Source organism: Polyangiaceae bacterium (assembly GCA_015075635.1).
GTDB lineage: Bacteria > Myxococcota_A > Polyangia > Polyangiales > Polyangiaceae > JADJKB01.
Genome location: JABTUA010000002.1, coordinates 226,682 through 250,009 on the forward strand (window position 1 = coordinate 226,682; position 23,328 = coordinate 250,009).

Genomic DNA, 23,328 nt, shown 5'->3' on the forward strand with positions numbered 1-23,328 from the left:
GGCGGGAGAACAGGCGCACGTGTATCCGGGACAACTAGGCGGCAACATCGGTCCTTTCCGTGACCCGACTTCGGGTCAATCGGTGAGCGGTACGGCACAGGGCAGCTTCACCTTCGCCGGGCCGGGGGACCCGAACGCGATGCTGCCGCAGGTGCAGGCGGCGCTGCTCTCCGCCATCACGCAGGTGATCGGGCAGAAGCTGGCCTCCAGCCAGGTGGCCATTCCCACCATCGCCGGCAGCCTGCCGTACTTCCTGAACGACATCGTCGCCGCGGCATCGGCCCAGGCGCCGGGGATCCAGATCTCTGGCCTTCAGCTCAGCGTGAACGTCCAGAACCCGTACGCCGCGGCGCCGGGGATGGGTGGGCCCATGCCCCCCGATCCCATGACCGCGATGAAGAACGCCTTCGCGCAGCAGGCGCAAGACCGCCTCGACCCGCGGAACTACGAGTACGAAGCCAAGGTCAACGTCGGCGGTTTCAAGATCAAGGCCAGCACCGACGGCGGCATCGACACCGAAGGCCTCAAGAATCAGGTCAAGGACAAGGTCAAGACCGAGATCATCTGGTACGGCATCGGCTGCGTCATCGTCGGTATCGTGATCATCGGCCTGCTCGGCCTCGCCTGGTACATCTTCCGCGAGGCCTCCGGCGGCAACGCGCCCTCCGGCCCCGGCAAGGCAGCGACCTGGGACGGCAAGAGCAAGTTCAGCTGCTCGGGCAATGACAACGTGAAGCTCGAGGGAGTGACCGCCACCATCGCCAGCGGCGAGGCCATCTCGGCCATGGGCAGCTGCAAGCTCGAGCTCGTGAACGTGAACATCACCGCGCCCGACGGCATTTCGGCGATGGGCAACGCCCAGGTCACCATGAAGGGCGGCAGCGTCAACGCCAAGAAGACGGCCGCGAAGGTCGTGGGCGCAGGGGCGCAGATCACCTTCCAGGGCACGACGGTGACCGGGAAGAAAGAGGCAGTCGGCGGCAAGATCGTCGGGCCCTGAGCCGAGTTTCGCCCAGCGCGGGTGGGAGAGTTTGCGCCACGAACGCCACGCCGCCACGAACGCCACGACGCCGGTCCCTCAGGCCTTCGCGCTCTTCTTCGCGTTGCCGTTCCTCACGGCCACCGAGTAGAGCAAGGCCGCAATGGCGATGAACGGGATCATGCTCAGGGCGTCGGAGCTCGGGCCTTCGAACAGCGGGTTGTTGTGCTTGGCCCAGTCGTCGATCTTGGTCTGCACGTCGCCCATCACGCCGGCCACGAACGCGATCACGATGCCGGCGATGGCACCGCCGGCGATGTAGCCGCTGGAGAGCAGCACGCCAGGGCTCTTGTCCGTCTCGGCGACCAGCTGCTCCTCGGTCAGGTTCTTGCCGGCCAGGCGCTTCTGGATCTGCTTGTCCGCGAGCCAGCGCACGAGCCCTCCGGCCAGGATGGGCGTGGAGGACGAGATCGGCAGGTATACGCCGACGGCGAAGGCCAGCGAGGGGATGCCGGAGAGCTCCAGCACGACCGAGATCATGACCCCGAGCAGCACCAGCCCCCAGGGCAGCTCGCGGTTCAGGATGCCCTTGATGATGTAGGACATCAGCGTCGCCTTGGGCGCGTCGAACTTGGCGACCTTGGTGCCGTCCGGTCGCACGCTGTGCGTGCCGTTGATGCCCGGATCCACCAGGTAGACGGCACGACCGGCGTCGTCCACCAGGTACTTGCCGGGCGGTCCGCCTTCGCTGTCGGTCTTCTGCCAGACGCGATACGTCGCCGGGTCGGTCTTGGCTTGGGGTCCTGCCAGCGCCTCCTTGGTGTCGAGTCCCGCCACGCTGGTGGCGAGCCCGCCGCTGAAGGTCTCCTCGAGCTTGTGCGTGACCTGCTTCGTGCTCTCGTCGACGACGTAGCTGCCGGGAGCGAGCCCGGGAACTTGCACGGCGCCTGGCTCGGGCGTCGCCTTCTCGTCCGCCTGCTGAAGCCGCCGGTAGCTCTTGCCGGCCTCCGGCAGCGTGCCTTGCCAGGGCGGCAGGCCCCTGACCACGTCGTCGGCGACGGCGACCGGTGCGACCTTCTCGAAGGTCGCCTGCGGCACGTAGACCGTTGCGGCAGCATTCAGCCTGAGCAGGATGGGCCCCAGCACCAGCGCCGACGCCAGCGCGCCGACCAAGATCGCGTACTGCTGGTACTTCGGCGTCGCGCCGACCAGAAACCCCGTCTTCAGATCCTGCGAGGTCGTCCCGCCGTTCGACGCCGCGATGCAGACGATGGCGCCGACGCTGAGCGCGGTCACGTAATACGGCGGCGCCGTCCAGCCCAGGAGCAGGAACACGCCGCAGGTCAGCAGCAGCGTGGCCACGGTCATGCCCGAGATCGGGTTCGACGACGAGCCGATCTCGCCCGTGAGCCGCGAGCTCACCGTGACGAACAGGAACCCGAGCACGACGATCAGCACCGCGCCGAGCACGTTCATGTGCAGCGCCGGCGCCAGAGTGATGGCGGTGATCAGCACCAGGACGCCGATCAAGACCCACTTGAGCGAGAGGTCCTGATCGGTGCGTGGACGCGCGCCCTCGCCCGTCTTGGACCCGCCGCGCAAGTCGCGCAATCCGCCGCGGATCCCGTGCCAGATCGTGGGCAGCGAGCGCGCCAGGCTGATGATGCCGCCGGCCGCCACCGCGCCCGCGCCGATGTAGAGCACGTAGGCGCCGCGGATCTGGTTGTGGTTCATCTCGCGGATCGGGATGGTCCCGGGCGGGATCGCCACGGTCGCCGCGTCGCCGAAGAACTTGATGGCGGGGATCAGCACCAGGTACGCGAGCACGCCGCCGGCGCACATGATCGCGGCGATGCGCGGGCCGATGATGTAGCCGACACCCAGGAGCTCGGGCGAGATCTCGGTGGACACGCTGCCGCCCTTGAGCGTGGAGGTGAACACCTTCTCGGGCACGTCCTTCCAGCCCCGGAGCGCCACCATCACCGCCTTGTAGGCGAGCCCGATGCCGAAGCCGGCGAAGATGGTCTTGCCACCGCCGGCCTCGGTCTCGTCCGGTGGGGCGCCGGCCGAGTGGGCAGCGGCGCGCGACTCGTCGCTGGCACCTGCCTTCAAGACCTCGGCGCACGCCGTGCCTTCGGGGTACTTCAGCGAGCCGTGTTGATCGACGATGAGCGCGCGCCGGAGCGGGATCATCATCAAGATCCCGAGCAGGCCGCCCAGCACCGCCACCAGCATGACCCGCGTGATCTCCAGGTCGAAGCCCAGGATCATGATGGCGGGCATGGTCACGCCGACGCCGAAGGCGATGGACTCGCCGGCGGAGCCCGCGGTCTGCACCACGTTGTTCTCGAGGATGGTGGCGTTCTTCACGCCGAGCTTCGAGAGCAGGCGGAACAGCGTGATGGAGATGACCGCGACGGGGATCGACGCGCTGACGGTGAGCCCGACCTTCAGCACCAGGTAGAGGGACGAGGCGCCGAACACCATGCCCAGCAAGGTGCCGGCGACGAGCGGCAGCGGGGTCAGCTCCCGCAGCGTGGATCGTGCGGGAATGTAGGGCTCGTGCGTGCCTCCCTCGCTCATGGCCGCGCAAGCTACCGCGGCGACGGGGCCGACGACAGCACCTCGACGCGGACCGGGACGACGCCGGCCCGCAGCATGTCGAGCTCCCGCGCCGCAGCCTTGGACAGGTCGATGATCCGGCTCGGCTTGCCGAACGGTCCGCGATCCGTGATCCGCACGACTACCGAGCGCTGGGTGCCTTGGCGGACCACCCTCACCACGGTCCCGAAGGGCAACGTGCGATGCGCGGCGGTCAGCGCGCCGGGGTCGTAGCGCTCCCCGCTGGCGGTCTTCCGCCCGGCCAGCTTGTCCGAGTAGTAGGTCGCCTCGCCTTCGAGTACTTCTCGGACCTCCGGCTCCGCGCTCCCCGGCTCTTGGGCAGGCGCGGCCGGCTCTGGGGCAAGAGCCGTCGGCTGCGCTCCGGGCGCGACGGGCGCCGCCTCACGAGCGCAGGCGGCGAGGAGGATCCCCAGAAGAACCCAGCGGAGAGCCATCGGGCGCGACGATATCACCCCGGCTTCCGCTATCGTCGCCGGTCATGACGGCTCCGAAGGAATCGCTGGCGATCGTGCTCACGGGGTGCGCGAGCGGGATCGGCAGGCAGCTCGCGACGGATCTCTACCGGCTGGGTCACCGCATCGTCGCGACGGACGTCAACGACGAGGCGATGCGACGCTGGGGAGCCACCCACTGGCCGGACCCCGAGCGCGTGGAAATCTTGGCGCTCGACGTCCGCGAGGCCGAGGCCTGGGAGCGCGTGCTCGATCGCGCCGAGGCGCGCTTCGGTCAGATCGACGTGCTGATGAACGTCGCGGGATACCTGGTGGCGCGCTGGTCCCACGAGACGTCCGTCGCCGACGTCGGCTTGACCATCGACGTCAACGTCAAGGGCGTCATCTTCGGCACCAACGCCGCCGTGCGCCGCATGCTCCGCCAGGGGCACGGCCACGTGATCAACGTGGCCAGCATCGCCGGCATCGTGCCGGTACCCGGCCTGGCCGCGTACTGTGCGTCGAAGCACGCCGTGCGTGGCTTCTCCGTGGCGGTGGCGCAGGAGGTCCGCGAGCACGGCGTCCAGGTGACGGTCGTGTGTCCGGGCCCGGTGGCGACGCCGATGCTGGACGTGCAGCTGCCCCGCGACGAGGCCGCCATCACCTTCAGCGGCGCCCGGGCGCTCGCGCCGGAGGAGGTCTCGACGGCGATCATCGAGCGCGCGCTCGGGAAGAAACCCCTCGAGCTCGTCCTCCCAGCACCGCGCTCGGGACAACGGGTGATGGCCAAGCTGGTCGGCGCCTGGCCGGAGCTCGGCTCCCTGGTCGAGCCCGTGCTGACGCGCATCGGTCGGCGGCGCCAGGAGCGGATGCGCCGTCGCTGACCGGCGGGCTCAGGGCTTCGACCAGCCGCGGCTCACGCGGATGTCGTCGATGCTCTGGAGGCGCCCGCTGCCCGCGATCACGTAGCTCGTGGTCACCACGCTGATCTCCCCGCCGCGGTGCCGGAGCACCTCGCACTCGGCGCTCCACGACGAGCTCTCCGGCGGTCGGGGTTTCCGCTTCGTCCTGGTCGGCTTGCGCGCGGGGCGCGCCGTCGCCTTCATGCTCACGCTGCAGGTGTCGATGATGGTCCACTGGTCGGGGTGCTGCTGGTAGGACTCGTCCAAGAGCTTGCCGATCTCCGCCAGCGTCCGCGGCTCGCCGTCGATCGCCGCGCCGTCGCTGACCAGGCCCATGAAGACGCTGCTCCGGCGCGAGTTCAGCGCGGCCTCGATCTTCTCCAGCTGTCGCGAGGTCGCGGCCACGAAGTTCTTGTTCGGGTTGTTCGTCTCGACCGCGACCGAGCGCTCGCAGCAGAGGCCGTGCCGGTCCGGTGCGTGGCTCGTGCCGCCGGCCACGGCGCGGATGCTGCACGCGCCGCCGCCGCGGACGACGAACCCGTGGGTCTGCGCGGTCAAGGTCCAGGAGGGCTCGCGCCCGATCTCGGCGTTCTCGGCGCAGGCGCGAGCCCACTGCTGCTCGGTGCACAGCGACAGGCCCGCGTCGGCGCATTGGGTCTGGGCTTCGAGCACGCCCCGCGCCGTGTCGCCGGGCAACGACTGCGCGCGGAACTCCTCGACCCACACGTTGGTGCCCGGCACCGTTCCGGCCGGGACTGACTTGGCGAACGGCGCCGCCCGCGGCGCATCGACCCGCGCGCTGGCGGACGCCGGCGGTAGCGGACCCGGCGGCGGCGGAGCCGGCGCGGCGGACGCGACCGGCGCGCTCGACACCGCGGGCTGGACCAAAGCCGCCGGCGCCGGCCCGGCGCGTCGAGCCGAGAGATAAGCCACACCGCCCACGACGGCGCCGAGCGCGAGGCTGCCGGCGGCCACCTTGAGCACGACTCCGCCGCTCTTGACCGGCGCGCGCGTCACGCTCGCGGGCTTGGCCTCCATCGGCACCTGGGTGCTCGACGAGAGCTGCGTCGAGGCCTCCGGCACCTTCGCTGGAGGCGCCGCCGGGTCCACGGTGGTCGGTGTGTCCGGGCGCGGCACCGAGGGCACCAGCGCGTCCACGTCCGAGCCGGTGCCCGGGGAGGGCATGAAGGTGTCGGCGGGCAGCACCGCCGTGTGAACCGACGACATCGGTGCCCTTGGCACCCAGGAGGCCGCTTCGCACAACGCGTCCCAGAACTCCCCCATGGTGCGGAAGCGTTCGCGCGGGTCCACGGAGAGCGCGACCTTGAACACCTCTTCGACCGGCTCGCTCACCTCCACGCCGCGCGCACGCAGCGTGGGACGGTGCGCGGAATCTGCCGAGGAAACGAAGAGCTCGGCCGCGTCTTCGCCCTCGAGGGCACGCTTGCCGCTCACGAGCTCGATCAAGACCAATGCCAGCGCGAACACGTCGGTCCAGGGTCCAGTCGCGCCAAAGCGCCGCGCGAACTGCTCGGGTGCGCCGTAGTGCGCGGTGAACGCCTGCAGCGTGCGCCCCGTGACCTCGAAGGCCCGGCTCACGCTCGCGGTCTCGGTGATGACCTTGGCGATGCCGAAATCCAGCACCTTGATCGTCTGCCGCCCGCCGATCTCGGCCAGGAACAGGTTGGCCGGCTTCACGTCGCGGTGGGCCACCCCTTGCTCGTGGGCCAGATCGAGCGCTCGCGCGACGGGGTCCAGCAGCGCCAGCGCCTCGTGCAGCGGGCGGCCGCGCATCCCCAGCTGGTGCCGCTCGTCCATGTCCCTCTCGAGCGTGCGCCCCTGGAGCCACTCGAGCACCAGATACGGCGTCCACTGGCCGTTCGGCGAGGTGGTCGCTCCGACGTCCAGGGCCTGGACGATGCCGGCGGTCATGCGAGACAGGCGATGCTGAAGCTTGCCCTCGGCCAGGAAGCTCTCGAAGAAGCGGTCCTTGTCCTCGCCCTTGAAGTCGTCGGGCACGCGCAGGCACTTGAAGGCGACCTTCTCGCCGAAGCCCAGGTGGTTGGCGCGGTAGACCACGCCGAAGCCCCCTTCGCCGACGCACTCCTCGATCAGGTACTTGCCGTCCGCGGTGGCGCCTACCCACCCGAACGGATCACCTGGAGCGCCGGCCATTTGGCCGGGAGCATAGCGCCTTATGGACCAGCGGGCCCTGGAGAAATCTCCCCATCGGCTCGCGGCCGCCAAGACAGCGAAAGTCTACTCAGAGCTTGGCTTCGACCGCGGCGAGGATGGTGCGCTCGGCCTCGCACGCGCGTCGCTCGATCTCCAGCGCCTCGCTCAAGAGCGGGCCGAGCGTGGCCTTGTCCGAGACGCCGCTCGCGTTGATGGTGGAGCGCGCGCAGAGCGCGCCCACGCCGGCGTCCGCTCGAAAGGCGTGCAGTCAGGTCCCGTCGGGCAAGCCGGGCGGCTCGGCGACGTACACGCATCCTGGCGTGGCCTTCAGCAGACGGACGTGGCTCGCGTACGAGGCCTGGTGATAAGTGAGCCAGGTCTCGCCGTTCCACTGGACGGCGGACATCTGGCGGATGTCGATGTCCCCCCACTTGGTCCCGTCGAGAAGCGCCACGGGCTTGCTCAGCTTGCCGCCCGCGAGATCTTGTCGATGAATGTTGGTCCCCGACCCCAGCAACAAGACCAACGAATCTGACAGCGGGAGCATCGCCATACTCACGATCCCGCCGCCAACGAATGGGTCCAGCAAGAGCGGTGGACCTTGCGGAGCGCCGTCCAGGTTCGTGCGCTGAACGGGGATGGCCAGCTCAGCACCTCCCGCTTTGGCCGAAAGCCACGCGCCCGTCGGGTCCGCCGCAACCGCCACGGGAGTCGTGCCACCCACGAAGACGTCTTCGATATCGACCACCTTCGCGCCGCCCTCGGTTCCGGGCAGCCGGTCACCATCGCGGAGGTGCCCGCTCAGCAAGACCGAGTACCCACCATCGAGGACATAGCTCCGCCCGCTCTCCGCGCTGGTGGCCGTCTTGTGCCCCAGCGGGCCGTAGCCGACGTTGACGGTCTCCCCGTAGCGCGTGAACGGGAGCAGCAACTCTCCTTCGGCGCTGACCCTCGCCACGAACAGGCTGAACTGCGGCGGGATGCCGTAGGCGTGCATCGCGAACGCTTCGCCATCCCATGCGGCGTGCGTCTGCGGGCCCAAATCGTCAGCCGCGCTGGCCGCGGGCAGCACGACGCGCGCATAGGGCTCGGTCTCGTCCAAGCGGAGCAACGCCACCTCGTTGTGCCAGACGCCAGCTTCTCGCCACTCGTATCCGATTGCGAATGTTCCGTCGGACCGCCCCGCGACTGAGTCGATGCGCCCGTCAGGATACGTGATGCCTTCCGGGAGGAGGGGCCGAGCTTGGTGGGACACTACCCCGTCCAAGGCGATGGTCGTGACGATCGGAATCGGGCTGGTCCCTTCCAGAGAGGAGCCTTGTTTTCCGTTCGGGTAGAAGCGATCAGCGACCCACACCACGTGGAGCCCGGCGCTTGAAGCAAACAACGAGCTGGGAAGTGCGTCCGCTCCCCAGAGCCAATTTTCTGGGTCGGGCAGGATCTCGGGCGTCAACACCAGGTCGAAGCAGCTCGGCGGCGCGCCTCCGGTTCCACCATCGCCGTTACTGTCGGCCGATTCGCCGCAGCTCAGGCACGCGAGCGCGGTTGCGGTGCCGAGACACGCCCAACGTCTCACAGTCGCAACCCCCGCTCCCCGGCAAACTCAGCAAGCTCGAGCTCGAGTGAGAGCGCTTCTTGGAGCCGCTGGTTCGCGAGGTGAAGGGTCTTTGCTTTCAGCAGCGCAACACACGTCAGCTTCAGCGCCTTCACCCTCACCAACTTCGTGAGCACGTGCACTTCGTCCAGGTTCGCGCCTTTCGACTGGGACAGACGGGCGAGGGACGCCAGCACGGCTTCGTCGAGCTTCAGGAGCGAGGCCACGATCTCCGCTTTGGCCGTGCCCAGATCGCCCGCGTCCAGCTGGTCTTCGGCGCGTTCTTCGGCAGCGATGGCCTGATCGACTCGGGTGTCGAGCAACCGGCGGAACCCGACCCTCGCCACCTTGCTGACGTTCCCGGCGAGGTCGCGCACCTGGACGTGGATCTCTCCTGCCGGGACGTCTGGTAGGCGGAGGTCCAATTGGGCTACGACCGATTGCCACGCCACGCTCTCGATGGGTGCGCCGGCAAACGAGTAGCGCAGCTCGACCACGCCGGAGACCACGGTTCCGAGCTCGACGGTCGGGTGGACGTGGGTGGGCAAGCTGGGATCCTCGAACTCGAGCTCCAAGCTCACGTCGCGGCTCCTAGACACCACCAAGCCACTGGTGACACGCACGACTGGCGGGACGGGATCGACGTTGGGCGTCGCGCACTCGACGTCCGACCAGCCGCTGATCACGGGACCGCGCTCGGCGCGCATCCGATGGCACACGCGCTGGCCGTTCGGTGCCGGGACGACCAAGAAAGGCGATTCGCCATCTCGAGCGCCGAGGACCGGAACGAAGGGCCCTTGCTCGTCCCCGGCACGCTCAACGACGAGGACGGTCTCCGCGGCGCCCATACCCGCGGGAAGGAACACCACCCCGTTCCCTGCTCGTGGGTCAATGACCGGCGAGTCTATCGCGTCGTCGGACGGATCGCGCGGATCTCTCCCCCCGGCGACCTCGGAGCCGTCCGCTTCACCGCCTCCATCGGTGTCGCTCAGGAGCGGGTTCGTTGCGGCCTGGAACTCGCCGGCCGCGGTCAGGCCATCCCGGTCCACGTCCGAGTCCGCTTCCACCGCTGGCCCGTAGCGGAGCTGCCAGCGATCCGGGAGGCCGTCGGCGTCGAGATCCGGCAGCGGCGCCAGCACGAACGCCTGCTGCCTCTCCCGAACGACTCGCGCGTCGCCCGGCTCTACGGCGCAGGTGGCGAAGAGCCGAACTGCGTACATGCCCGGGAGGCTGGTCTGGTGGAACGGCACTCCGAAGATGCCATCTCCGACACGGCCATCTTCGTGCTTGCCGTCGTCGTGGAGGCGCAGCGCGATACGCGTCACTTCGTCGGGGAGGGTCACCGTCGCATCGACGACACAGCGAGTGAGCGGCGATTGGTCGATGACCACGGCGCGCAGCGCCACGTCGGAGCCCACCCATGCGGTGAGCTCACCGGCTCCGAGCGTCTGACCGAGGGGAAGAACGTCTCCCACGTCCACGGTCGCAAACATCTGCGCCTCGGCGTCGAGGCTGGCTTCGACCAGCACGTTCGCCTCCGACGTCTCCGCCCCCGGCCGAGTGAAGGCCATCCACGGCCCCGCTTCCGGATCCGGGATGCGGTAGGTCGCCGTGGACTCGGCCGAATTCACCAGCAGCGGGAGGTACTCGTTGCCGGACGGCGCGACGAGCTTGCCCTTGGCGACCTCGGCTTCCGTCGAGACCACGGTGACCCGCAGCTCGTGCGCGCCCGCGTCGACGGGAAAAACGACCGGAGCCGCCCCTCCAACTGCACGCCGTCCGACGACCCTCTCGAAACGGGAACTGGTTCCGTAGGCGGAGAGCATCGCGTCGGACACATCGAGGGTCGCCAGTGCCAGCGACGCTGGTGGATTCGGCGCGTACACCAGGGTACCGTTGGTGAGCCGCGCCAGGTGATCGAGCTCAGAGAGGTCAGCGTCCTGTCCGAAGGCGATGCTCGAAACGACGGGGAGCCGGAGGCCGGGCACTCCGCCGCGCGGCTTCCTGCCCAGGGGGAGACTCGGCCACGGACCGTTGCCGTCGCCCGTGGGTGGTTCGGCTGCGAGGTAGTATGCAGCTGGATCGGCGGCAGCGGAGTTCTTGCCGTCAGACAGCACGACGATCAGGTGGCGGTCCGCAGTCAGCGTCGCGGGCGGGTCGTAGCGGACCGCCAACAAGGACTGTGCCTCGAGCAGCCCGTCGCCGATGCTGGTCGCGCCAAACGCGGAGACCTTCCCGATCTCCGACTTGATCGCGGTCACGTTGCCCACCCCGACGAACTCCATGCCACTCGGCCCGATCGGCAGCGTGGTGGCGTCATTTCCGTACGTGACGACGCCCGCGGAAGTGGTCGGGAATCCGCTCGCGGGGGCGAAGGAGTCGACCAGAACCTGCGCAGCGACCTTGGCCGCTTCGAGTCGATCGCCGAGCATGCTGCCGCTCCGGTCGAGGGCCAACACGACGGCCTCCGACCCGAGCCCGGTCTTGATCGCTCCGGGCGCCGACGCCGTCGTGCCGTTGATGGAGACTTGGAGGTCCAGCTCGCTCGCGACTGCCGGGTAGAACGCCGCCGGCAGCGACGTGACCATCAGCAGATTACCGCCCGTCAGCGGAAACGGATAGAAGTCGATCCACGGCTCGAGCTTGCAGCCGGTCGTTCCAGCCGCCGCGCAGTTCGGCACCCTGACGTCGTACGCATCGGGCGACACGTTCTGCAGCGGGATGGGGTGGTTCTCGGCGTCGCGGTAGCTCAGCTTCACCAGGAACTTCTTGCGCGCGAACTTGTTGCCCGCGAACGCCGGAGTCGCCTGAACGGGATCGACGATGGCGAGCTGCTCCGAGACCGGGCCGAACGACCAGGTGAAATTCGACGCACCTGCGCCGCCGCTGACCACCGCGACGACTTCCTCCGTGCTCGCCCCGATCGGCACCGGGACGCCGAAGAAGAGCGAGCCGGTCGAGAGCTGCACCCCCGGGCACTCGCCGTCCGAGCCGAGCTGACAAACCGGCTTGGGGACGAGCTGGGTGGACGACTGGCGGTCGATTCGAAACACCCGGATGCGAGGCCCGTTGGACTTCGGGAGCACTTCCGCGCGGAAGTAGAGCTTCTTGCCGACCCAACCTGGCGCAGGTCGCACCGACAAGAACGCGGCACCGCGCGCGCCGACGCCGGCCGGCTGAACGCTCGAGACGCCGGCACCCGCCGGGAGCTCCTTCTTCGTCGGCCCGGGCTGCCAGGTGTCGATGATTCGGAACGCTCGTGGCAAATTGTCGCAGGGGTCGTTGAGGGCAACGTCGCACGTGTTGTTCGTGAGCTGCGGACCGATCGTGAACGGCTTACCGTCCGAGAGCGGGATGGCGCTGTGGTACCCGTAGCCGTGCGTCCACTCGAAGCGCCAGCGCGGGTCGGTGTCCGTGTACTCCTTGAGCACCAAGGCGGTATGAAAGTCGAACATGGCGTCGCTGAGGCTCCGGCCCAGGCGACTGGTGAGAACCTTGTTGATGGCCGTGGGTGTCGAAAGCGTGGCGGAGGCCGGCTCCGCGAAACCGAGGAACATCTGGCCGACAAGGTCCATCCCCTCGTCAGATGGCCGCTGCGAAAGCACGTCATCCAGTCGCGGGAGACCAGATTGGAGTCCGGATGGGTGCGGGTTCGACTTGAGCGGATAGGAGAACTGCTCCTGCAGGTACCGCCAGAACAGCGCCGACTCGTACTCGCGTTTCAGCATGTCCAGCGCGGGGATCGTGAACAGCTCGTCGCTGGTGTAAGGCCCCCGGGATTTCGGCTTCGTCTCCAACTTCCCCGCCGAGACACAAGTACGGCGGACGTCCGTCGCTGGGTAGCCACTCGCGCCGGGGAAGCCGGCGAGGCAGAGGTTGTGCTCGACGGACGAGGTGAGCCCCTCGCTGATGAAGCCGTTGATGTGGACGTTGCTGGTCGGGACCTCTCGCCCCCACGCGACCTGCAGGGCGTGGAAGTACTCGTGGGTGCTGAGGTCCAGCGCGTCGATCGCCGCTCCCGGGAGGGACTGGTGCGGCAAGAGCCCCGGCTGGATGTTGCGGATGGCATCGACGTTGATGCGGAGCGCGCCCCAATCGAACTGTCCACCCGCCGGGTTCGGTCCGAGCAGCAATCGGGTGGGCAACGCCACGCCGGCAGCGTCGCGGCCGTTGAACCAGGCGGCCTTGGCGTCCGTTTCCGAAGGATTGCCCAGGTTCGGCGGCGCCAACCCGCTCTGGATGCGATCCCGCTGTGCGACGTCGATCGTTCCGAACGCCTGCCTGACGTAGTCAGCTATCTCCGGCGACAAGCACGCGTTGCGCTGCGGAACGTGTCCCAGGAGCCCACCCCTCCAATCGAGCTTCGACCCCTCCGTGCACGCGTGGAGAGAAGGCAGAGTCGTCGGGTTCACGCCGAACACGTGAAACCTGCCGCCCGGTGGGTCGGCGGCAAGCTGCCTCCAGCTCGCGCACACTCCGTGCGCTCCGATGTCGCCAAGTACGGTGCTACCGCCGTTCACTCTCACCATCAGATGAGTCTCCGCCTCAGCCGGGCTCGCCCAGTCGATGGGGATCAGACGAGGGGGCTGTGGACCTGCAAGCGTGAAGCCCTGAGCAACGGTGTTCGCGTCGATGCTCGTCCCCGGCACGTTCTTGTCGTAGACGAGCCAAGGCACCGCACCCGGACATTCGACCTCATTGATGGACTTGACGCGGCAGATCTCGATTCGGTCGGTCGCCGCGATTTCCGTGGCCTTGTTCGCGGTCGAGCCGACGTAGTACGCGAGGACTACCCTGAGCTTGCGCGCGCTCGGGCTGTTCGCCGTGCCGGTGCCCTTGTACCCCTTGAGCAACTGAGGGCAGTTGCTGGGACTCTGGCCGTCGCAGCCGTGGCCGAGATCAGGCGCGCAGTAACTCAGCGCGACGTTGACCTGCCCGAGAGCGCGAGAAGGCGCGAGCGCCACCATCAGAGAGATGACGGCGGCGAGGACCCATCGGCCATTCTGCGGCTCTGCGGCTCTGCGGCTCATGCATGGCTCCCTCCAACGGAAGCGCAAACGCGCCCCCATCGTTGTCGATTCTTCACGAAGTTCCCCCGTGGTCAATGTAAGTGTTTCGCGCATCACCGCGGTCGCCTGGGAAGACTGTTCGCATCGGGTTCAGCCCCCCCGCCGCCCCAAGAAGTGAATTCGTTGGGGCCCACTCCACGCGGGCGCGCCTCTGTCGCTCCTGAAGAGCTGTCCAGGGTGAATTCTGGACAGCTCTTCAGAGCTTGGCTTCGACCGCGGCGAGGATGGCGCGCTCCGCCTCGCACGCGCGTCGCTCGATCTCCAGCGCCTCGCTCAAGAGCGGGCCGAGCGTGGCCTTGTCCGAGACGCCGCTCGCGTTGATCTTCACGTTGAGGTGCGCGCCCATCACGGCGGAGCGCGCGCAGAGCGCGCCCACGCCGGCATCCGACACCGAAGCGGGGTTGCCGATCTCGGCCATCTTCCCGATCACCTCCATCGCAGCCAGCGCCTCGCGCATGACCGAGAGCGGGACCTGGATGGCGTTCAGGGTCGCGCGCTCGATGGCGCGCTTGCGCTCGGCCTTTTCGGTCTCGGTCCCCTTGGGCATACCGAAGCAGTCCATCACCGCGTTGAAGGCCCGCGTGTCCTCGTCCACCAGCTCGAGCAGGCGGACGGAGTGGGCCTTGCCGCGCTCCGCCCAGCCCGAGAACTCCTCCCAGCGCGCGTCCCAGCCGCGCTTGTGCGCGGACAGGTTCGCCACCATGGTGCCGAGCGCTGCGCCGAGGGCGCCGAGCGCGGCCGCCACCGAGCCGCCGCCGGGGGCCGGAGACTCGCTGGCGGTCTCCTCGACGAAGCCCTGCAGCGTGCGATCGACCAGGCGTCGCGCGGGGCTGCCCTGCCGCGCCGCGATGGCCAGCTCCACGATCTTCTTCTCGGGCTCGAACGGGTACAGGTCGTTCAGCCCCAGCGACTTGATGGCGATCTTGATCAGCTCGGCGTCCGAGACCCCGAGCGAGCGCTGCTGCTTCTGCAGGAAGTAGCGGCCGGCGTCCAGCATCGCCCGCATGGGGATCACGCCGACCAGCTCCGAGCCGGTCACTCGCACCCCTCGCGCCTCGGCGCGCCGGCACACCTCGTCGAACGCCACGTGCACCGGCGTGACGCCGATGTCCGTGAGGTTCAGGGACACCTGCGCGATGCCCAGCTCCTCGATGAACCAGCCGATCCCCTTGACCGCCCGGAGCGAGCCCGGATCCCAGATGGCGTCGCCCTGCGCGTCGCGCACCGGCTTCATCGTCTTCGGATCCAGACGCTCGCGGCCCTTCTCGCGCACGTCGAAGGCGATGGCGTTGGCGCGCCGGGTCGAGGTCGTGTTCAGGTTCACGTTGTAGGCCACCAGGAAGTCGCGGGCGCCGACCGCCGTCGCGCCGCTCTTCGCGTTGAAGGCGGCGGGGCCGAAGTCGGGCTTGTGCTCGGGCCGGGCCAGGCGAGCCGCCAGCGCCTCGTATTCGCCCTCGCGCACCTGGGCCAGGTTGCGCCGCTCCTCGCGGAACGCGGCCTGCTCGTAGCAGTAGACGGTCAGGCCCACCTCCTCGGCCAGACGCTCGGCGAGCCGGCGCGCGAGCACCACGGTCTCCGCCATGCTGATGCCCGCTACCGGCACCAGCGGGCAGACGTCGAGCGCGCCGAAACGCGGGTGCTCCCCGCGGTGCTTGCGCATGTCGATGAGCTCCGCCGCGCGCTTCGCCCCGGCCACCGCCGCGTCGAGCACGGCGTCCGGCGCGCCCACCAGCGTGACCACGGTGCGGTTGGTCGCCTTGCCCGGATCGACGTCGAGCAACCACGCGCCCGGAACGGCGGCGATGGCGCCGGTGATGTCCTCGATCACCGCGGCGTCACGACCCTCGCTGAAGTTGGGAACACACTCGATGATGGGCTGCGTCATGGGTGGCCCGTCCTAACGCATCCACGTCGTCGGCTCCAGATGGCGGCGGCCCGAGGTGATCCGGCGCAGCAAGACAGCAGAAAGCGCGCTCAGGTGCAGGTGGGGATCCCGACGGCGCCGCCATCGACCGCCGTCGGAGGCGAGCACTGTCCTTTGCGCTTGAACAGCGCATCCAGGCCACCGGTCAGCGGCTGGCACACGAGCCCGGCACCCGTGCACTGGGAGTTGCAGTCGCAGAGCTGCCCGCAGGCGCCGCGGTCACCCGCACCCGGCGAGAGGTTCGTCCCCGGGTAGTAGATGCAGGCGGACTGCGCCGGCGCGACGGTGCCGAGCTTCCAGCCACAGGACACCTTGGAGGCAGCGAGGGCGCCGGCCGTGCAGCGCTCGGCGCACAGCTGGGTCGAGCTCGAGGTCAGCGGTAAATCCAGCTTCTCGCAGTAGCCGCGACAGGTCTTGGTGCCGCCCTGGGTGCACGATGCGCCGACGGGGTCGCCGGACGGCGCGGTGCCCTGGAAACAGCGACCGGTGCCCGGATCGCAGAGCGAGCCTGCGCCGCAATCGTCGTCGGAGTTGCAGGTCGGGAAACACAGCCTGCCGACCTCACCGACGCCGGTGACCACGTACGACCCGCAGCCCATGTCGAGGCGGCCGTGGCACTTGCTCGCCGCGTCGGGCGTGCCGAACTCGCAGCCTTCCAGGCAGTAGCGCGTGGTCGAAGCCTGGTCGGGGAAGCCGACGCATTTCGCCCCCGGCTTGACCTTGTCGCACACCGCGCCGTCGGCGGCGCACTCGCGGGTGCAGAGCCCACCGGGCGGCCCTTGTCCATCGAGCGCGGTCGATGACGAGGTCAGGCAGATCAACCCGGCGCCGCACTCGTCGGCCGTTACGCACGCGGCGCCGAGCTTGTCGTTGGGCGGCGAACCGCAATCGCACGGGTTGTAGCCGGCGCCGGAGGGCCGACAAGTCTGCGTGCCGGGCGGACCGCCATCCCCACACGTGCACGCCTTCTTGCTGTCCGGCACGCAAGTGCAATCCCAGGCGCTCCCGCTGTCCACGCAATCCACCGCGGGAGCGGACGAATCCGGGCTCGTCCCTGCCTCGGGCGGCGCCGGTAGCGATGCGTCCGTCCCCGGGCCAGTGACGGGCCCCGAGTAGCTCCCGCCAAACGACGTCTTGCCCCGCGGCACCTCTGCCGGACCGGCGTCGTCCGAGCACGAGACCAGCGCTGGCGCTGCGAGCCCGGCGACCCAGAGCAGCGTGCTGAGGAAGTCCCGTTTGGTCATGCGCCTCAGAACGAGAGAAAGACCTGCCCCGGGGGAATGGACCCGGGCGCGTCCGGTACCTTCTTCTCGTCGTCCTTCTTCAAGAGGAAGTAGCCCCCCACGCCGAGCCCCACGAGCAGCGCCGCGCCGCCGAGGATCCAGGGCAGCGAGCTCCCCGAGTCCTTCGGGAGCGCGTCGAGCGAGACGCGCGTGACCTTGGCCTGATTCGGCTCGAGCAGAAACTCGGAGCGGAACGTACGCATGCCTGGCGCGCTCACCTGCAGGGTGTGGGAGCCGGGCTTGAGGTGCCCCTCCCACTCGCCGGTGCCCACGTCACGACCGTCGAGCACGATCCGCTGGCCCTCGCCGGCGGTCACGCGCAAGCGCGCCTGCGTGCTCTCTTTCTTCAGCGTCACGTTGACGCTCGTCGCGGCACCGCCTTCGAGCTTCAGCGGCTGCTCGAAGGCAGCGAAGCCGGCCTTGGTGACGCGCAGCACGCGGCTGGTCTGGTTGACGCGCACGGGGCCAGGCAGCGGCGAGGCGCCCAGCTCCTCGCCGTCGATGCTGACTTTGGCGCCGGGCTGATCGACCGTGACCGTGAGCTCGCTGACGAAACCCTTGATGGTCTTCCTGAGCTCGATGGCGCGCGCTCGGGCTTCTTCCGTGACGCGCTCGTCTCCTTCACCCAGGTAGCGCTCGAGGAGCGTCAGGAGCTTGCCGTAGTTCCTGAGCCCCTTCTCACAGGCGGCCATGTTCCAGAGCAGGCGCGGGTCCTTGGACTCTTGATACGCCTTGTCGAACTTCAGCTTCGCACCGGCGAAATCGCCATCCTCGAACAGCAGCTTCCCCTGGTCGAACGCGGATTTCGCGGCACCCGTGAGCGATTCGGACAGCGACGCCGGCGTGCTCGGAGCCGGCGGCGCGTCGGCCGGCTGCGCCCTGACGGCCAGGGGTGACGTCCAAGCCAGAAGCCCGGCCATCACGGCGGCCACGATGCGGTTCGAGGCAGGACGGTGCGGCGCGGTCATTCTTGGAGTTCCATGCCCAGCGGCGCCTTGGGCTTCCCGGGCGTCGTGGCGTTGGGGGTGGGGGACGGCGGCTTCACGGGCTCGGCGCCGGGACCTGGGGCGGCCTTGGTGGGAGCTTTGGCGAGCGGCTTGGCGGCGGGTGAGGCGGGCTTGGCGGTGGACGCTCGGGGCTCGGCGCTCGGTGACGGAACGAGCGCGCTCGCCGGGGTCGCGACCTCGGTGGGCGGCGCCGCCGGCAAGGACGGCGATGGGCTGACTGCTGCGGCCGGGACGCCGTCGGTCGGGGCGCCCGACCCAGCCGGCGGCACGGTGCCTCCAGGGCGCAGCAGTGCGACGGAGACACCCGCGACGACGGCGAGCGCCACCGCGCCAATGATGAACGGTCGCCTGCGCTGGTCGGGCTCGCCAGCCTGCTCGACCGGCGATCGCGTCTCCGACCAAGCGGCAGCGGTGTTGCTGCCCTGCGCAGGCTTCTGCGGAGTCTCGGTCATCACCAGCGTCCCGGTGCCCGGCACGGTGTCCGCGGTCACGGCGCTGTCCGGCCCCGCGGAGACGGCGGCTGCCCGGGTAATCGAGAGGCGCGCCCGCTCGGGCGCGAACGGAGCGAGCGCCTTGGCCAGCTCGCCCACGGTCGCGTAGCGCGCGGCCGGCTCCTTGGCGAGACAACGTACGACGACCGCCTCGAGGCCTTCAGGCGCGTCGGGTCGCAGCGCGCGGAGGGGCTTCGGCTCTTCGGTCAGGATGGCGGCGATGAGCTCGCCCATGGTCTCGCCGAGGAACGGCGGCCTTCCGGCGAGCAGCTCGAACAGCACCGCGCCGAGCGACCAGATGTCGCTCCTGCCGTCGGCAGTGCGGGCGGACTTCGCCTGCTCCGGCGACATGTAGAACGGAGAGCCCATGATGGCGCCGGTGCGTGTGAGCGCGTGGTCCGGAGCGTTCGGCCCGCTCATGCTGGAAATGCCGAAATCGAGCACCTTGACGCAGGGCGAGCCGTCGGCGCGCTTGGTGAGGAAGAGATTCGCCGGCTTCAGGTCGCGGTGGACGATGCCCTTCGAGTGCGCCTCCGCGATGGCCTCGCAGGCCTGGAGCACGTAGTCGAGCGCGTCTTCGACAGGCAGCGGGCCCGCGGCGACGCGGTCGGCCAGATCGGAACCCTCGAGCAGCTCCATTACGATGTACGGCTCGCCGCCGTCGAGCTGCCCGACCTCGATCACCTTGGCCACGTGCTCGCTCGTGATCTTCACCGCGGCGCGGGCCTCTCGCTTGAAGCGCGCCACGATGTTCGGGTTCGCCGCGCCCTCCGGAGAGAGAAACTTCACAGCCACGGCGCGATCGAGCTCGACGTCTTCGGCTGCGACCACGACGCCCATGCCGCCAGCGCCGAGCACGCGCGTGATGCGGTACTTCTTGGCGAGCACATCGCCCGGCCGTACCGGCGCCGCGATGCTGGGCTGGGGATCGGCGTCGCCGCTCATCAGGCCCCCCCACACTTGCCCTGACACCCGCCCGCGCGGCAGGCGTCGATGGCGGCGAAGAGGCCGACCCCGGCCGAGTATTTGCCGATGGCGTCCGCGCAGATCGTGTCGCAGGCCTTGCCGCGGCAGCCTCTCTCCTCGGCACACGCGAGGATCTGCGAGCACGCGGGGTCCGCGTCACACGCCGTGTACTCCTTCTCACACGAGCTGCACGTGCAGTAGTCGCACTCGTCTCGCCCGGCCCGCGCGCACTTGCGGCAGACCTGGAAGCGCTCCGACTGGAGGGTGCACTGCGGGTGGGGCTGGGTCCGCGTTTCGCTGGACCCGGCCGGGCAATTCGAGAACGGAAACTGCTGCGCGCACTTCGTGTAATCGGAGATGATGTCGTCGCACACACCCGCGGCGGGGTAGCAACGGGAGAAGCAGCGAGCTTTGTTGTCGTCCACGCACCCGGACGCCGACACCAGCGCGCACAGCGCCTCGCACTCGGCCGAGCTCTGCTCGTTGTAGCCGCCGACGCTGGACCACGGTCCGCAGGTCGGCACTTGGACGGTCTTCGTCTGGCACGGGCCCGTGGCGAGCCGCACCGCCGTCACGTTTCCGTCCTTCAGGCGCGTGCAGGCTTCCATGGGCAGCTGGATGCGGCCGGCAGTGACGGACCACCCGAACACGTCGCTCTTGTCGATGGGGACGTAGCAGTCCTTGCGCCCGCAGATGCCGTCGCTTCCCAGCTCCGTGACGAGCCCGACGTTGACCTGATCGGGGTCGCTCGCGGGCGCCGCGATCGAGCAGTCCTTCTGGTCGACGCTCACGTCGAAGCCTTGATCGAGGCAGGTCACCGTGTCGAAGCAGGTGCCGCTCTGGTTCTTGCCGTCCCCACCGCCGTAGACATCACCGGTGCCATAGCCGGTGAGCGGATGGTCGCCGTCGTCGATGCAGTCTCCGTTGACGCAGCTCTGCCCTTCGGGGCACGTCGAGATCGGTAGCTCCACCGGTCCGCTGACCTTGCCCTTGCACAGCCACTGCACGGGCAGGCGCAAGAGCGAGAGCTTGGCCGGGGGCACCTGCGTGACCACGCGGCTCAATGTCACGGGCTTGCCGTTCGCATAGGCGATGACGGTCACCGTGGCGGTGGTCGATGGATCCGAGTTGCCGACCAGCGTGAGCGTCGCCGGGAGGCGGATCTGAGAGGGGCCCGGGCCGATCTCCACCGGGTCGGGAAATCGCTTCTGCTCACCGCCGGACAGGACCTCGATCCCGAACGACTCGAAGTCCTTCGGGATCGCCATGTCGGCATGGACGCTCACGACCATCTGGCCGGGCTCTTCTTCTTCCTCCGAGCAACCCGCGACGGCGGCGAGACAGAGCGTCGCGAGCAGCAGGCGCGGGACGCCGAGCCACCGCGATCCGCACCCGCCCGGAGAGGTCACACGTCCAAGCCTAGACCCCGAAGCGCGATGAAACAAGGGCGCTGCGCGAGCTCAGCCTTGGGGCCAACAGGCGTTGAGCACGTTGTTGCATTTCGTGATCAGGCAGTTGATGCAGGTGTTCGCTCCCTTGAGCGGCTTGTCCGAGCACAAGCTGGCAAAGCACTCGTTTACGCACCCGATCTCTCCGCCGCACCCCGCGCAGGTCTTCAACGCGGACCACTTGCCCGCCTCGGCCCCGGCGCAGATCTTCGTTGGATCGCCAGTTGTCGTGCCCGCTGCAAGGCTGCACGACTGACAGCTGCCCCCGTCGCCGCCGCCGGTGCCACCGCCGCCGGTCCCGCCGCCGCCCGTGCCGCCGCCACCCGTGCCACCGCCGCCCGTGCCGCCGCCGCCGCCCGTGCCGCCGGTACCGACCGGATTACCGTCGCAGTCGACGGTCGGGCTCACGCCGAAGAGCGTCGCGTCCAGACAGCCCGTTCCGACCACGTTCTCCACCGCGCCGCAGGTCTTGCCATCGGGCAAGCAACAGCCGGGGAGCGTCTTGCCCTGCCAGGTCACGTTGGGGCAGTCCGTGTCCGTCGTCGTCGCGTCAGCATCCGTGGGCGCGTAGCACTCTTGTCCGAGGGACGGGATCTTGTAGCCGCACGCGTTGCTGGTCTGGCAGCACGGCTCGGCGAGCCCGGCTGCGGCCGATGGCGGCGGCGGACACTCCGTGCCGTTGCAGGTGACGGCCGCGTCGCCCGCACTACCGCCCGACCCGGCCGCGCCGGTGTGGCCACCGAAGAACCGGGTGCTCTGCCCGCTCGAGTCGCCGTCGTCGGAGCCGCAGGCGACCGCGACGAACACCGACACTCCCAATACGCCCAACCAACGCGGTCCGCGCCCGCCCGAGTGTCCCACGCGATCAACGCTACATGCGGATGCCGCGCGTGGCAAGACGCCGGGCCTGATGGAAGTCATGTCCCGCCGCTGGCGAAAGAGGGCGCCTCGGTGCTAGGGTCTCTGATTGGAGCGGGGTCGCGCTCCCTAGGTGGAGGGTCGTCATCGTGAAGAACATCATCCGGGGCTCGGTGCTCGCGTCGTTCGTGCTTCTGCTTCTTTCGGCGTGCGGCGGTGACGACGGTGAGGACACGACCTGCTCGTGCTCGTGCACTTGCGCGGGCGGCTCTCCGACGACGCTCGGCAGCAAGAGCGCGGACGCTTGCCAGACGGACTGCAAGGCGAGCTGCACCGGCGATTGGGAAGGCCAGTACGAGTGCAAGTGAGTGAGCGGACGGTCGGATCGGGGGCGTGAGCTCAGGGCGGCGGAACGCAAGCAGCAATCTCACCCGGACAGGAGGCCTACGCGCAGGTCCCGCACGCGCCCAACCAACGCGGTCCGCTCCCGCCCGAGTGTCCCACGCGACCACGCTACATGCCGACTGCCGAGAATGGCAACCGGCGGGGCGCTGCAGATGACCACAGGCAAATCAGCGCGCCGTTCGAGCCGTGCTGGTGACCGGCCCCGAAGAATCGTCCCCCTCAGCTCGCGGGCCTCCGGCCAGCCCCTCGCCGCTCGCGGGCGAAGGGTCGCGCCGCCAAGCGCGGCCCGCGCCTGGGCACGCTGCGCCCGCCGAGCATGAGCAGGAGGCAGACGCGACCGCGGTGACCCGCGAACGGCTCGAGCAGCTCGAGCAGCCGCGCGTCGTCGGCCCGCTCCTCTCCGAGCAGGTTGTAGGCGACCAAGCTCGGCAGGTTGTAGTCGCCGATCGAGACCGCGTCGGCGTCGCCCAGGGCGACGCGCGCCACCTCGGCGCTCGTCCAGGGGCCGATGCCGGCGATGGCCCGAAGGCGCTGGTGGGCGGCGGGGAGCTCCATCGCCGGCAGCTCCTCCAACCGCCGCGCGCGCTTCGCCGCGGCGACCAGCGTGTCGGCGCGCTTGCCCTCGATTCCGAGAGCGCGGTACTCGAACGACGGCAACGTGGCGACGGCCTTCGGGTCGGGCGGCAGGAGCAGCTCCAAAGGTCCGGGCGCCGGCTCACCCAGCGCGCGCTGAAGCGCCGTGTAGCTCTGCCAGGCTTCGCTGCCCGTCACCTTCTGCTCCAGGATGGGCAGGAGCAGACACTGGAACACCGTGCGCGCGCGCGGCACCCTGAGCCCGGGCAAGCGCCGCGCCAGCTCGGCGACCAAGCCGACGGGCGCGAAGCCGTCGAGCCGATCGCTGGCTCCCACCAGCTCCGGCGCGCTCTCCAGCGCCCAGTCGCTCCCCGGTCCCCAACTCTCGGCGCGCACCGCCGCGCCGTCGCGGGAGAGCCGCAGCGTCGCGGGGCCCTCCGGCGTGCGCAGCGCACGCCACCACGCCCCCGTGGCGTCGCGCCGCGTGCAGCGATCGTGGCGACCGCGGACGAAGAGCCCCAGGGTCAGATCGAGATCGACCGGCAGCTCGGGGTGGATCAGCCGCGTTTGGCCCACCCGCGGCAGCATACCGCGCTAAGCT

General features: G+C 69.4%; 13 protein-coding genes and 3 pseudogenes. 3 read left to right on the forward strand and 13 right to left on the reverse strand.

Features of this window, described 5'->3' with window-relative positions:
- Positions 1-82 precede the first annotated feature (82 nt).
- Positions 83-1,000, forward strand: coding sequence for a hypothetical protein (locus tag HS104_17320; GenBank protein MBE7481727.1), 918 nt, complete (start codon positions 83-85; stop codon positions 998-1,000).
- Between the two features lie 1,044 nt (positions 1,001-2,044).
- On the opposite strand, the pseudogene HS104_17325 reads toward HS104_17320, so the two are convergent.
- Together HS104_17325 and HS104_17330 are read right to left on the reverse strand one after the other, a co-directional pair.
- Positions 2,045-3,562, reverse strand: a pseudogene (locus tag HS104_17325) (oligopeptide transporter, OPT family).
- An 11-nt stretch (positions 3,563-3,573) separates the two neighbouring features.
- The gene (locus tag HS104_17330; protein ID MBE7481728.1) at positions 3,574-4,035 is read right to left on the reverse strand and encodes a septal ring lytic transglycosylase RlpA family protein; all 462 of its coding nucleotides are present in this window, start codon (positions 4,033-4,035) and stop codon (positions 3,574-3,576) included.
- Between the two features lie 44 nt (positions 4,036-4,079).
- On the opposite strand from HS104_17330, the gene HS104_17335 reads away from it, so the two are divergent.
- On the forward strand, positions 4,080-4,916 hold the full coding sequence (locus HS104_17335; protein ID MBE7481729.1) for an SDR family oxidoreductase: 837 nt from the start codon (positions 4,080-4,082) through the stop codon (positions 4,914-4,916).
- A gap of 1,278 nt (positions 4,917-6,194) precedes the next feature.
- Here HS104_17335 and HS104_17340 read toward each other — a convergent pair.
- The 10 genes and pseudogenes from HS104_17340 to HS104_17385 all read right to left on the reverse strand — a co-directional run bounded on the left by HS104_17340 (position 6,195) and on the right by HS104_17385 (position 21,263).
- Positions 6,195-7,109 (reverse strand): annotated as a pseudogene (locus HS104_17340) (serine/threonine protein kinase).
- 88 nt (positions 7,110-7,197) lie between these two features.
- Complete coding sequence (locus HS104_17345) at positions 7,198-7,350, reverse strand: hypothetical protein (protein MBE7481730.1); 153 nt, start codon at positions 7,348-7,350, stop codon at positions 7,198-7,200.
- A 27-nt stretch (positions 7,351-7,377) separates the two neighbouring features.
- Positions 7,378-8,562, reverse strand: a complete 1,185-nt coding sequence (locus tag HS104_17350; GenBank protein ID MBE7481731.1) for a hypothetical protein — start codon at positions 8,560-8,562, stop codon at positions 7,378-7,380.
- Between the two features lie 119 nt (positions 8,563-8,681).
- Entirely contained in the window at positions 8,682-13,733 is a 5,052-nt protein-coding gene (locus tag HS104_17355) for a VWA domain-containing protein (protein ID MBE7481732.1), read from the reverse strand.
- 235 nt (positions 13,734-13,968) lie between these two features.
- Positions 13,969-15,657 carry a glutamate formimidoyltransferase gene (gene ftcD / locus HS104_17360; protein MBE7481733.1) on the reverse strand — a complete coding sequence of 563 codons (1,689 nt, stop codon included), beginning with the start codon at positions 15,655-15,657 and terminating at the stop codon, positions 13,969-13,971.
- Between the two features lie 89 nt (positions 15,658-15,746).
- Positions 15,747-16,940 (reverse strand): hypothetical protein, encoded by a 1,194-nt coding sequence (locus tag HS104_17365; GenBank protein ID MBE7481734.1) that lies wholly within the window; start codon positions 16,938-16,940, stop codon positions 15,747-15,749.
- Between the two features lie 5 nt (positions 16,941-16,945).
- Positions 16,946-17,947, reverse strand: coding sequence for a PEGA domain-containing protein (locus HS104_17370; protein ID MBE7481735.1), 1,002 nt, complete (start codon positions 17,945-17,947; stop codon positions 16,946-16,948).
- The gene (locus tag HS104_17375) at positions 17,944-19,422 is read right to left on the reverse strand and encodes a protein kinase (GenBank protein ID MBE7481736.1); all 1,479 of its coding nucleotides are present in this window, start codon (positions 19,420-19,422) and stop codon (positions 17,944-17,946) included. The genes HS104_17370 and HS104_17375 overlap by 4 nt, the downstream gene beginning before the upstream one ends.
- Entirely contained in the window at positions 19,422-20,852 is a 1,431-nt protein-coding gene (locus tag HS104_17380) for a hypothetical protein (protein MBE7481737.1), read from the reverse strand. The genes HS104_17375 and HS104_17380 overlap by 1 nt, the downstream gene beginning before the upstream one ends.
- Positions 20,853-21,149: 297 nt before the next feature.
- Positions 21,150-21,263: pseudogene (locus tag HS104_17385) on the reverse strand (dicarboxylate/amino acid:cation symporter).
- Positions 21,264-21,898: 635 nt separating this feature from the next.
- Between HS104_17385 and HS104_17390 the strand changes: the two are divergent.
- On the forward strand, positions 21,899-22,117 hold the full coding sequence (locus HS104_17390) for a hypothetical protein (GenBank protein MBE7481738.1): 219 nt from the start codon (positions 21,899-21,901) through the stop codon (positions 22,115-22,117).
- 256 nt (positions 22,118-22,373) lie between these two features.
- Here the strand turns inward: HS104_17390 and HS104_17395 are convergent, their stop codons facing one another.
- On the reverse strand, positions 22,374-23,315 hold the full coding sequence (locus tag HS104_17395) for a DNA-3-methyladenine glycosylase 2 family protein (protein MBE7481739.1): 942 nt from the start codon (positions 23,313-23,315) through the stop codon (positions 22,374-22,376).
- Positions 23,316-23,328 lie beyond the last annotated feature (13 nt).

What these genes read in the sequence shown, in the direction of transcription:
- HS104_17330 (MBE7481728.1), bottom strand. Translation starts at nt 4,035, where the DNA reads ATGGCTCTCCGCTGGGTTCTTCTGGGGATCCTCCTCGCCGCCTGCGCT.
- HS104_17335 (MBE7481729.1), top strand. Translation starts at nt 4,080, where the DNA reads ATGACGGCTCCGAAGGAATCGCTGGCGATCGTGCTCACGGGGTGCGCG.
- HS104_17355 (MBE7481732.1), bottom strand. Translation starts at nt 13,733, where the DNA reads ATGAGCCGCAGAGCCGCAGAGCCGCAGAATGGCCGATGGGTCCTCGCC.
- ftcD (MBE7481733.1), bottom strand. Translation starts at nt 15,657, where the DNA reads ATGACGCAGCCCATCATCGAGTGTGTTCCCAACTTCAGCGAGGGTCGT.
- HS104_17365 (MBE7481734.1), bottom strand. Translation starts at nt 16,940, where the DNA reads ATGACCAAACGGGACTTCCTCAGCACGCTGCTCTGGGTCGCCGGGCTC.
- HS104_17370 (MBE7481735.1), bottom strand. Translation starts at nt 17,947, where the DNA reads ATGACCGCGCCGCACCGTCCTGCCTCGAACCGCATCGTGGCCGCCGTG.
- HS104_17375 (MBE7481736.1), bottom strand. Translation starts at nt 19,422, where the DNA reads ATGAGCGGCGACGCCGATCCCCAGCCCAGCATCGCGGCGCCGGTACGG.
- HS104_17395 (MBE7481739.1), bottom strand. Translation starts at nt 23,315, where the DNA reads ATGCTGCCGCGGGTGGGCCAAACGCGGCTGATCCACCCCGAGCTGCCG.